9 protein-coding genes are annotated in these 11,268 nt (G+C 69.2%); 3 read left to right on the top strand and 6 right to left on the bottom strand.

What is annotated here, in order from left to right; all coding sequences use genetic code 11:
* Positions 1–96 precede the first annotated feature (96 nt).
* On the top strand, positions 97–495 hold the full coding sequence (locus ACZ6TU_RS03875) for a hypothetical protein (protein ID WP_467672304.1): 399 nt from the start codon (positions 97–99) through the stop codon (positions 493–495).
* 7 nt (positions 496–502) lie between these two features.
* Here the strand turns inward: ACZ6TU_RS03875 and ACZ6TU_RS03870 are convergent, their stop codons facing one another.
* From ACZ6TU_RS03870 to ACZ6TU_RS03855, 4 genes are all read right to left on the bottom strand, one after another.
* The gene (locus ACZ6TU_RS03870; RefSeq protein WP_467672302.1) at positions 503–1,063 is read right to left on the bottom strand and encodes a hypothetical protein; all 561 of its coding nucleotides are present in this window, start codon (positions 1,061–1,063) and stop codon (positions 503–505) included.
* Positions 1,064–1,240: 177 nt separating this feature from the next.
* Positions 1,241–2,122 carry a hypothetical protein gene (locus tag ACZ6TU_RS03865; protein WP_467672300.1) on the bottom strand — a complete coding sequence of 294 codons (882 nt, stop codon included), beginning with the start codon at positions 2,120–2,122 and terminating at the stop codon, positions 1,241–1,243.
* A gap of 137 nt (positions 2,123–2,259) precedes the next feature.
* Positions 2,260–2,913 carry a hypothetical protein gene (locus tag ACZ6TU_RS03860; RefSeq protein WP_467672298.1) on the bottom strand — a complete coding sequence of 218 codons (654 nt, stop codon included), beginning with the start codon at positions 2,911–2,913 and terminating at the stop codon, positions 2,260–2,262.
* A gap of 385 nt (positions 2,914–3,298) precedes the next feature.
* Entirely contained in the window at positions 3,299–4,246 is a 948-nt protein-coding gene (locus ACZ6TU_RS03855) for a hypothetical protein (protein WP_467672296.1), read from the bottom strand.
* Between the two features lie 423 nt (positions 4,247–4,669).
* On the opposite strand from ACZ6TU_RS03855, the gene ACZ6TU_RS03850 reads away from it, so the two are divergent.
* Both ACZ6TU_RS03850 and ACZ6TU_RS03845 read left to right on the top strand, forming a co-directional pair.
* Positions 4,670–6,595: a glycosyltransferase gene (locus tag ACZ6TU_RS03850; RefSeq protein WP_469546388.1), complete on the top strand. Its 1,926-nt coding sequence runs from the start codon at positions 4,670–4,672 to the stop codon at positions 6,593–6,595.
* A 40-nt stretch (positions 6,596–6,635) separates the two neighbouring features.
* Complete coding sequence (locus ACZ6TU_RS03845) at positions 6,636–7,841, top strand: LCP family protein (RefSeq protein WP_469546386.1); 1,206 nt, start codon at positions 6,636–6,638, stop codon at positions 7,839–7,841.
* On the opposite strand, the gene ACZ6TU_RS03840 is transcribed toward ACZ6TU_RS03845, so the two are convergent.
* Together ACZ6TU_RS03840 and ACZ6TU_RS03835 are read right to left on the bottom strand one after the other, a co-directional pair.
* Positions 7,842–9,092, bottom strand: a complete 1,251-nt coding sequence (locus ACZ6TU_RS03840; RefSeq protein ID WP_467672290.1) for a hypothetical protein — start codon at positions 9,090–9,092, stop codon at positions 7,842–7,844.
* The gene (locus tag ACZ6TU_RS03835) at positions 9,082–11,136 is read right to left on the bottom strand and encodes a hypothetical protein (protein WP_469546384.1); all 2,055 of its coding nucleotides are present in this window, start codon (positions 11,134–11,136) and stop codon (positions 9,082–9,084) included. The genes ACZ6TU_RS03840 and ACZ6TU_RS03835 overlap by 11 nt, the downstream gene beginning before the upstream one ends.
* Positions 11,137–11,268 lie beyond the last annotated feature (132 nt).

Genomic DNA, 11,268 nt, shown 5'->3' with positions numbered 1-11,268 from the left:
GTACCTGGGGCGAGAAGGGCCGCACCGTGGTCGTCCACCGCACGGGGTAACCGGTTCTCGGTCAACGCGATGTCCGCTGTCAGCATCATGGACCGTATGCACTTCACGGTCTTCACCGAGACCTTCGACGCCGACGTCATGTGCCGGTTCCTCGACCGGCTCGAGGGCCACTTCAACCGGACGGTGCACCTCGTCGTGGACGGCCCCTCTGCTCACCCGCTCCTGCAAGGTCTGCGCCTGGCTGGCCGATCACCCGGACCGCATCGAGCTGCACCTTCTGCCGTCCTACTCGTCGGAGCTGAATCCCCGACGCTGGTCAACGCCGACCCCAAACGGTGTCTTCCGATACGCAGGCGGGCCCGCGACCAGTCCCAACTCGTCCCCAGGACCCGCCGGTTCTTTCACCGGCGTCAACGTCAGTCACACATCGTCCGCCGCTACTTCGACGGCCCACGCGTACGCTACATCCTCGAATGCAACTCTTTGAGTTTCTGATCAATGCTTACGGACTACGCGTTTCGGTGTGGGCGGTCACTGCCTGGAGTAGTGCGGTGAGGAAGGACACGCGATCACGTGTGGCGAAGCGGAGCTGCTCGCCATTCCAAGTGCGGATCACGACACTGTCCATGCCCATGGGAACGCTCCAACCGCCACCCACAAGCCGGGGATTGCTTGGTCCATTCCGGTGTTGTCCCTGTCCGGATGCGTTGATTCCGTTTATGGATTCGGTGTGCCGGTGGGCTGTGGTGGGATGCACCGCTTGGGAGGCCTCCCGTATGGAATTGGGGTCGATGTCGGCGAGCGCAATGCGTTCTCGACCAGCTCGGAGCGTCTGTGTGTCTATCTGAATTCGGTTGTAGATGAACTTGGAGACCGGAACAGCCAGGCAGGGCAGTAGAACCAAGAGGAACAATGCGCACAGGCCGAGCCAGAGACCGATCTCATCGGGAATCGTGTCGAGTGCCATGTAACCTATGCCGGCCAGATAGGCGGTGATGCATATCCCGGACCATGTTTTTGGTGTCTTTTCTTCGTATTGCATACTCTTTGCTGCGCCCTTCATTATTTGGAAACAGATTTCCTCAATTTATATTGAGTGCCCGGCTGGAGAGCAGTCCCAGGGAGCACGAGCTCGTAGCGTCCTCATAGTGGGCGCTTCCTCTCGCCGATCGCCGAACCCGCGGTCCCGCCCATCGTGGTCGGTCAGCACCACTCTCGGGCTTCTTGCCCCTCGGCCCCATCACCTGTTGACAGACTGGATCTCCTGAACGGTGACCTTCTGCTCGTTGCCGAAGGTGCCGTTGGGGAGCTGCGTCGGGTTGGGGTTGCCCGTGCCGGTCCAGGTAATCTCCCAGGTGACGGTGGCCTGGAGATTGAAGGTGCCGTCGCCGGAGGAGCGGAGGTACCTGATGCCGCACGGCGGGTTCTGGTCGGCCTTGCCCTTGCTGTACGGCTCGCCGATCGAGCCGTCGTTGTTGATCGTGCACTCGCCGGAGGCGGGATAGGTCTCGGCGTCGGGCGTACCGGGCTCCAGTTTGAGTGAGACCGGCTTGGCAGTGGTGGTGGCCTGGATGTTGAGGCCGCCCACGTTGAGCGCGGCGGTGACGGAGACCTCCCTGAACTTGGCCTTGTCCAGCCAGGCCCAGGTGGGGAGGTTGACCTTTGTGGTCGTCTCGGGGGCGAGGGTTACTTCAGTCGTCGGCAGTTGGATGCGGTTGTAGGCGAGTTCGGCGAGGACCTGCGGAGTGACCGCGTTCTCCACGGGCGGGGTGGCACCGTTCTCGACCCAGAAGGGCTGCTTGTCGCAGAGCTGGGCCTCGGGCTCCGTCCAGCGGGCTTCGTCGCGGACGGCCACCCACCAGTTGCCCTCGTCCTTCTTGTCGAGGTTGTAGTTCTTGTACTTTCCGTCCTTGTATTCGTTGCGGAACATACCGACGGCAGACTTGGCATAGCTGTGCTGGCCCGGAGTGTTGACCGTCTCGTCGTACATGCTCTCGACGTACTTGGAGAACTCCTCCGCGGAGCGCGGTTCGTACCAACACGCGGGCGGGGTCCAGTTGCCCACGGGGGTGACGTTGCCCTTGCCGTCACCGCCCGTGGTGGCGCTTGTGTACCTGATCATGGAGACGAGGTCGCTTCCCGACCTTCCTCCGCTGGTGTCGACCTCGGCCTCGGACGCGCCGGGCCCCTTTGCCTCTGCGGTGCCGGCGGTCATTCCGAAAGCCAGGATGAGAACACTTGCTGTGGTCAGGCCACGGGTCAGGGCGCGCACGTCTTGTCCCCTCTCTTCGACAGTACCTCCGTGGTCTGCCACACCCCATTGCTGTTCTTCTTGAGCTGCGTGCTGTACGTGACGAAGGGGCTCTCGTCGGACGGTGACTTGTCCACCGTTCCGGTCTTGCGGTTCTTGTTGTAGGCCTTGCTCTCGTCGGCGCAGTAGACGACTGCGGCTGTGTCGCTGTCCGCGACCTTGACGTTCGGGTTGAAGTAGCGCGTAATGCCTGTCCACGTGAGGTCCTCGTCCAGCCAGGCCAGGACCCACTTCTGCGCGCTCACCAGCGCTTTGCCCTGTCGGTAATACGCAAGCGTCGACGAGTTCGTGTCGCCACGGAGGATCGCGTCGTCCACCGCGTTCACCGTCTGCGTTACATCGGACAGCACTGCATCCTTGGTCGGATCACCCGTCTTCCAGCCCTCGAACTTGTTCTCCACGCCTTTGGGAAACGTGATCTTGGGCCTGTCCGCTGGACCGGCGCTGGCGCTGGGTGAAGCCGAGTTCGCCGTGTCGCCTGTATCGGCGCCGGCGATCTTGTCGTTGTCGCTGGACTTGTCGTCCTCGCTGCCGCAGGCCGTCAACAGCAGTGCTGCCGTCGCCGCCAGTGCGGCAGCAACGGGCAATGGGCGGCGCTTCACAGTGACTCCCCGTGAGACAGAAGTTCAGTCAAGAGCACTGACGGTATCGGTGAGGTTCTCGCTTTCACCAGAGCGAACTTCCGCGAGAACAGGGGCAATCTGGGGTGTATGGGGCTCTCGGGGGGCTGGTTGTGTCCTGATCGTGCCCAAACAGGCGGTGGCCCCGGATGCCGCAGTGTGCGACGTCCGGGGCCGTGGTGCAGAGGTCCGATCCTTGGTCCTGGTTGCCGCCGCCGCTGTTGATCGGCGTCGCAGTGGGGTCCGTCGGGGTGCGGCAGGTGGTCCCGGGGGCTTTTCGGCCTCGCGGTCGTGATGGGCACATGGGGCGGCGTGCGGCAGAGTCGGTGGGACAGGGAGTACGTCCCGGCCTGAGCGGATGCCCGGCTCAGTACATGGCTTCCTTCGGCACATCGATCTGCCTGAACTCCACCCACCGCCCCAGCCGTTCGTATCGCCCCGCCGCCACAAACAGCACGTACGGAGCCGCAAGGCCGACCAGGGCCACCGCCCACACCGGCAGGAGCCAGCCCAGTTGGGACACGCACAGGCAGCACGCCAGCAGGGCCACTGCCGTGCGGGCGAATGACCTCGCGTCGTCGGTCATCCTGCGGCGGCTGTCCGCCGAACTCGTGAGCAGTGCACCGGCGCGCATGCCCAGGGCGGCACCCGCCGGCAGGCCCCAGAGGATGCCGCCCGGCAGGAACATGGCCGGGAAGCCGTCGTAGGGGAAGCTGAAGTTGAAGCCCGACGTCAGGCCCGTGACCGCGCCGATGAAGGTGCAGCAGAGCACGGTGACCGCCGCGAGTTGGTCCCGGATCTGGAGGGAGAGGGTGCTGTCGTTGTCCCTTCGTACCTCACGGAACACGCCGCCCGAGCCGACGACGAACAGCGGTGTGCCGATCACCATCAGGATCGCGGCTCCGAACACGCCTCCGTTCTTGCCCGGAGCGTCCGTAGCCGGGAAGAAGTCGCGCACCTGCCACGCCACCGCCGCCATCAGTGCGACGTACAGCCAGTAGCCGGCGATCAGTGCCCAGCCCGCGCCGATCCGGGCCCGTCGTGCCCGTGCCAGTGGGGTGTGGAGCAGGCCTGCGACAGGGAGGGCGATCAGGGCCCAGGCGAAGATGAAGGCCTCCGAGGCGGGGTCCTCGGCCCGGACCCTCTCGAAGAGTTCCGGAGAGGTGGAGAGGCCGAAGCGTTCCGGGGAGGACGTCAGCAGGAGTGCCAGGGCCAGGGAAGCGACTCCTGCCGTGATGCCCGTTGTGATGCGCGCGACCTTGGCTCGCTTGGTCGATGTCTTGCCGGCCGTCCCACCGCCCGCCGCCGCGGTCATGCGTTGCCCCCCTTGAAGCGCGTGAGGCCGTGAAGCCTGTGAAGCTCGCCGTTCCGCCCATACGGCCAGAGTTCCGAAACTACACTCGCGCCCCATGCGTAACTCCCGCAGCATGAACGCGAAGAGCGTGTCCGGTTCGCACGGAGGCTCCGGCGAAAGCCTCTGGAGAAGACGGCCCGCGCCGGGTGCGGGAGCCGGCGCGTGGTCGGACCCCGGGGGCGGTGACGCCCCCTGACCAGCCCCGCATCCCCCCACACCCCGACCCGCCGCAGCAAAGGGCGTCACAAACAGTCCCGAGACCCCCGCGCCCACTGGCTGTTACTCGCCCTCACCCTCCCCCTCGTCTTCGCCTTCCTGATCTTCGAAGGCTGGACCCAGCACGAGGTCGACGCCGCGAAGACGCGGACGCCCTGTGCCTCGCCCGTGCCGGAGGCCGTCGCGAAGGGCGGGCCCGTGATCGGGATCAACCGGGACGGGATCCGGTCCGGGGCGATGCCCGCCCGGACCGTCGCGCTCACCTTCGACGGGGGGCCCGACCCCGTATGGACCCCGCGGCTGCTGGATCTGCTGCGCCGCAGTCAGGCACGCGCGACCTTCTTCGTGCACGGCGCCCGCGCGGCCCGGTATCCGGAGCTGATCCGACGCATCCGTGCCGAGGGGCATGAGATCGGGTCCAACACGTACACCGGAGCCGTGCTGGGCGAGTCGTCCGCGCCCCGCTTCCGGTCCGAGCTCGAACTGACCCAGAGCGCACTGGCCGGCGCCACCGGGCTGCGTACCAATCTGCTGCGGATGCCGCGGACCACCACCCCCGACACCCTGTGCGGTCGTGAGTGGCAGGCGGCGCGGCGGGCCACCGGGTACGGCTACGTGCTCGTCGCCGCCGACAAGGGGGCGCGCAAGCCCGCGCAGGGAATCGTCCGGCAGTTGAGTCAGACGGAGAGCGCCTATGCGGAGGCGCGCAGGCTGCTGAAGAACCGGAGCGTGGACCGGTTCACCACCGTGTCCGACGGGCTCGGGCTCGTTCCGTACAAGTCCGCCTCCTTCGTCGAGCGGTGGTCGGGGGAGGGGCTGATCTGGGCCACGCGTATCGGGCAGGTCTTCTCCACCGCCATGATCTGGATCCTAGGCGTCGCCGGTGGGCTGGGCGTGCTGCGGCTGTTGCTGCTCGCCCTGTTCGCGCGGGCCCATGTGCGCCGGCTGGAGCGGTTCCGGACCGGGGCGCCCTGGATGCGTGAGGTGTCCGGGCCGGTGACCGTGCTCGTCCCGGCGTACAACGAGGAGGCCGGGATCGGGTCGACCCTGCGGTCGCTGCTCGACTCCACCCATCGGGAGCTTCAGGTCATCGTGATCGACGACGGGTCGAGCGACCGGACCGCCGATATCGCCGAGAACACGGGTGACGCGAGGGTGGTGGTCGTCCGCCAGCCCAACTCCGGCAAGGCCGCCGCCCTCAACACCGGGCTCGCCCACGCGCGGTACGACATCGTGGTGATGGTCGACGCCGACACCGTCTTCGAGCCCGATGCCATCGAGCGGATCGTCCAGCCGCTCGCGCATCCCGCCGTGGGGGCCGTCAGCGGCAACACCAAGGTGGGCAACCGGCGCAGTCTGCTGGCCCGTTGGCAGCATCTGGAGTATGTCTTCGGGTTCAACCTCGACCGGCGCATGTTCGAGGTGCTGGAGTGCATGCCGACCGTGCCGGGTGCCATCGGGGCGTTCCGCCGGGACGCGGTGATCGGGGTCGGCGGGGTCAGCGAGGACACTCTCGCCGAGGACACCGACCTGACGATGGCCCTGTGGCGGGCCGGCTGGCGGGTGCTGTACGAGGAGTCCGCCGTCGCCTGGACCGAGGTGCCCACCACCATCAAGCAGTTGTGGCGGCAGCGGTACCGGTGGTGTTACGGCACGCTGCAGGCGATGTGGAAGCACCGGGGGGCTCTCGTCGGCAGGGGGCCCGCCGGGCGGTTCGGGCGGCGCGGGTTGACCTACCTCGCGCTCTTCCAGGTCGCCCTGCCGCTGCTCGCGCCCGTCATCGACGTCTACGCCCTGTACGGCGTGCTGTTCCGCGACCCGTGGGAGTCCGCCGCGGTGTGGTTCGCGTTCCTCGGCGTGCAGATCGTCTGCTCCGGCTACGCGCTGAGACTCGACGGCGAGCCGGTGCGCGCCTTGTGGTCGATGCCGTTCCAGATCGTCGTCTACCGGCAGTTGATGTATCTCGTCGTCATACAGTCGCTGGTCGCGCTGCTGGTCGGCAGCCGGCTCAGGTGGCAGCGGATGCAGCGCTCGGGCACGGCCGCTGAACAGATCGGTGGGCCGGTTCCGTATAGGAGCGTGCCGATGCGTTGACACCCACAGCACCTTCGAGGCGAGACAGCGGGACGGGCCGATGAGCGACTGGACCGACCATCCGGGAGACCACCGGGCGGGGCAGGACCCGAGACAGGACCCGAGAAGGGTCCCGCCGTCGTCCCCCCTGGTACCCCCGCCGTCGACCCGTACCGCCCCCCTGCCCGGCATGCCCTCGTCGGCCGCGCCCGGTCGCTACGACAACAGCGTCCAGGAGCGGGGCCGAAGAGGCGGCAGCGGGAACCCCGGCAGCAGGAAACCGCGGCGCCGAGCCGGACGGAGCCGCCGGTTCCTGCGTACGGCGGCCGTGCTGTCGTCCGTCCTGCTGCTCGCCGGTGCCGGTACGTACGTCTGGGCCGACACCCGGCTCAACCAGCAGGTCGACCTCGGCACGCTCTCCGGCCGGGTGCCGCGCGGCGAGGGCACCAACTACCTGGTCGTGGGCTCCGACAGCCGTGAGGGACTGTCGCAGCAGGACCGGAAGGAGCTGAACACCGGCTCGGCCGAGGGACGCCGTACCGACTCGGTGATCCTGCTGCACACCGGGGCGAACGGCACCACGATGCTCAGCCTGCCGCGCGACTCCTGGGTGACCCTGCCGCCCTACGTCGATCCCGACACCGGCCGCAGCTACCGGGCCGCGCCGAACAAACTGAACGCGGCGTTCTCCCTGGGCGGCCCCGACCTGCTCGTGCGGACCGTGGAACGCAACACCGGCGTGCACATCGACCACTACGCGGAGATCGGCTTCGCCGGCTTCGTGGGGGTGGTGGACGCGGTCGGCGGCGTGGACATGTGCCTGGACAAGCCCGTACGGGACGAGGACTCCGGCGCCGACCTGCCCGCCGGCTGCCAGACCCTCGACGGCGCCGAGGCGCTGGCCTTCGTACGGCAGCGCAAGCAGGAGGCGCAGGGGGACCTGGGCCGCACCCGCAACCAGCAGAAGTTCCTCGCCGCCCTCGCCCGCAAGGCGGCCACCCCGTCCACCCTCGCCGACCCGTCCAAGTCCTTCCCGACCCTGCGCGCCGGCCTCGACACGCTCATCGTGGACGAGAGCACGGAGCTGCCCGACCTCATGTCGCTGTTCGAAGCCATGCGGAAGGCCGCGTCGGGCGGGGGCAGACAGCTCAACGTGCCCGTGGCCGACCCGGACCTGCGTACGCCCCAGGGCAGCGCGGTGAAGTGGGACGACCGGCGGGCCCGCGCCCTGTTCACGGCACTGCGCGAGGACCGGCCGACCGGCTGATCAACGAGTTGCGGTTCGGCGGGTGTTGAAACCGTCCAGAGGCGACATCAGCGAGCCGTACCCCGTCGCCGCCCACACGCTCCGCCTGGCCGGCAGCTCGAAGTAGGGCACGGTACGGCCGTCCTCGTCCGCGTCGGTGAGCACCTCGGGCGCCCTGCGGGCCTGCAGCGCGTCCGCGCACTCCTGGCACACCGCCACGTCGAGCCGGTCGCGTCGGCCGAGTTGGCGCCACCCGGTGCGGAGGGCGGCGCGGCCGTGCCGGGGGTCGAAGAAGCAGAGGGGGAGGCCCACGGAGCCGGCGAGGGCGTCGCGGCCCTCCTGCGCCAGGGCCAGGACGCCCGCCAGGTCCGACAGGCCCCGGGCCTCGTCGAGGACCGTGCCGGCGGCGGCGTAGGCGTCGAGGGCGCGCTGGAGATCGGGTGTCGTGGTGGCGTCGGCGGCCTGGGTCGCCTCGCCGAGTGCCAGCACCTCCGCCTCGGCCCGGCGCCGCAGCCCCGCCTCGTCGGCGGCCCGGGCCGTCGCGAACACGAGCTGGGGGATGGCCGAGGGGGTCCTGCGGGAACGGACCAGGGCGCGGGTCGCGAGGGCGGTCAGGGCCAGGGCGGGCACGGCGATGAGCGGCCAGAGCCACCACCCCCCGGTGCCGTCCGAAGACGACTCGGACGCCGGTGACCCGGAGGCCTGCGCTTCGGGTGCTGCCGAGCGGTCCAGCTCCTTCATCGCCTCCTCGTACCGCTGCTGGCCCTTGCCCTCCGCCACCAGGTCCACTGCCTTCGCGGTCAGGTCCGCCAGCCCCGCGTTCCGCATCTCGTCCAGGAATCCGGTCGCGGCCACGGCATCACGCGCCTGGTGGGTGTCGGCGGGCCACTCGTAGCCCTCCAGGGAGTCGGGAAAGTCGCTGTCCGTCGTGATGACGATGAGTTCGCGCTGGTCCGGGAACCGGTCACGGACGATTCCCGCCAGCACCTCGGAGTCGCCGGCGAACGCGTCGCCCTTGGTGAGCGGTGTGAGAACGACCTTGATGGGCAGGCCCGTGCTGCGGATCCGGTCCGCCAACTGCCGCTGCCGGGACGGTGGTACGGCATCGGTGTAGGCGTCGTCGACGTAGACGGGGGAGGTGCGCAACGCGCTCGCGATGCGCTGCCCGGCGCTCGGGCCGTCGCCGTCGGCCGCCCGGGCGGTGGCCGTGGTGAGCGCCGCCAGCAGCAGCGCCGCGAGGACGGTGATCAGGCGCTTGACGTCAGTGGACACCTGCGGTCTCCCTCACCTTGTCGACGAGCCGGGCGATTCCGTGGGGCAGGGCGGTCAGCGGTCCGTCGGTCACGTCGTAGTACGGCAGGCGGTTGTTGCCCGAGGACGGGTCGGGCAGCTTCAGCAGACTGCCCGGGATGCCGCTCGGGTCGGCGATGGCCGTGTTGCGGCAGAACTCACAGACGGGGAGCAGGCGGCGGGCGACACCCTCGGTCGAGACGCGGACGTGGTGGCGGCTGACGCCGGGCCCGTGCAGGGGGTTGACGCCGCAGCACAGGTCCGTCGTGTCGCCGGCGAGCGCGGCACGGCCCGTTCGAGCGAGCACGATGACCGCGACCAGGGTCGCGGGGTCGGTGCCCGACTCCCTGACGCGGTCGAGGTCGCCGTCGACGAGGAGCAGCGCCGCGTCGAGGTGGTCCCAGGCGCGACCGCGTTCGTCCCGGTCGGCGAATTCCTCGGTGAGGTTGGTGAGTTCGGCGTAGGCGGTACGCCGGAGGTAGGACACCGACGGCTCGGTCGGGGCCGTGAGGGGCAGGCGGTGGGTCGGCTCGGGGGTGGGAGAGCGCCACCGCAGCAGGCCGCCGAAACCCCACGTCAGTCCGGCCACCACACCGGACAGCAGAAGAGCCAGGAAGGCGCCCACGAACAGGCCGGGCCAGAAGTCGGTGGCGAACAGGGGAGGGAGAGTGTTCTCGTCGGCGGCCCTCGGGGCGGGGGCCGGGGCGGACTCGGATTGCGGCCGGTCAGTGTGTGGGGTCTTGTCGATGAACGTCATGAGCTTGTCGAGGCGCTCGCCGAGGAGGTGGTCGTCGGCCTCGTCCGCCCTGCTGTCGCCCAACGTGACGGAGTCCGGCAGGTCGAACGAGAGGCGGGTGGAGTCCAGCCGCAGCCCGTGGTTGTAGACGTCGATCGTGCCGTCGTCCGGATCGGCGACGACGTACATCCCGTCCTCGCCCACCTTGGCGTGCACCGCCGCGGCGAACAGCCCCGAGTCGCCGGCCGACTCGCTCTCGGGCGTCTGCGGCACGAGGGAGACGTACACCGGGCCGCCGCCGTCGGAGCGCCGGAAGTCCCGGATCCGGTCGTGCAGCCGGTCGAGTTGGCGGGAGTCGAGTACGCGAGGGCTCTCCGGGTCGGCATAGACCGGGTCCTGCTTCAGTCCCGACGCGACGCGTTCCACACGGGCGGTCAGATCGGTGGGGGTGGGCGGCTCAGCCGCGCTCGACTTGGTCTGGTAGAAGACGACGGGAGCGGTGAGGGCGATCGCCGTGGCGGTGAGGACGGCCGCCCCGGGTACGACCCACCGGGGGACGCGCCGCTCCGCCCCGGAACGCCGACGGCGGCGCCGCACGTACCAGGCCCCCAGCACGATCAGCAGCGGTACGCCGGTCAGCAGGCTCCCCGTGAGGAACGACTGGTTGCGGCGGTCGGACGGGCCGATGTACATCTCGGCGGGCTCGTCGTCCTGGTACTTCTGGCGAGCGGCCTCCGCACGGGCGGTGGCCTTCTCCTCGCCCTGCGCGATGACGTCGACGAAGCGTTCGAAGCTGCGCAACGGGCCTGCGTCGTAGGGGAGTTCGTACAGAGCGACGGTGGCGGCGGCGTCCGCAGGGGCGCGGACGCCGTAAGCCGTGGCCTCCGCGAGATCCGTCCCCTCGAACAGGACGTACAGCCCATCACGCCCGAGCCGGTCGTGCACCGCGCCGAGCAGCTGCTTGCCGTCCGTGCTGCTCTGCATGGGCAGGACCAGGACGTAGGTCGGGACGTCGGTCTTCTTCGCGAGCCTGGCGAAGTCGGAGGCGGTGGACCGGGGGACCTCGCGGGGGAGTTGGTCGGTGACGTGGACCGGGTTCTCGCGGAGGCGGTCGGCGAGGTAGGCGGCCTGGGTGGCGGGGATCGTGTCCGCTGCTCGGGCCGGGGTGGCTGTTGCGAAGACGGCCGTCAGCGCCCAGAGGGCGAGAAACAGCCAGAGGACACGGGTTCCGCCACCGCTTCTTGCCCATGTCTGTCCTGCGTAGGACTCGTCTGCCGTGACTGCCCTCACCGGTGTGGCCCCCCGCGGTCCGATCGCTGTCCGCGCCGCACTCTACTCGGGGCTTCGCGAGTGCTACAGGTCGGCTGTTTGCGGCTTCGTCCGGCCCCGGGGGCGCCAGGGGGGCGAGGGACTGGTACTGGT

The sequence above is a fragment of the Streptomyces sp. NPDC052064 genome, from assembly GCF_055585925.1.
The sequence above is the reverse complement of the archived record's forward strand: the minus strand, read 5'-3'. Positions and strand labels throughout refer to the sequence as shown.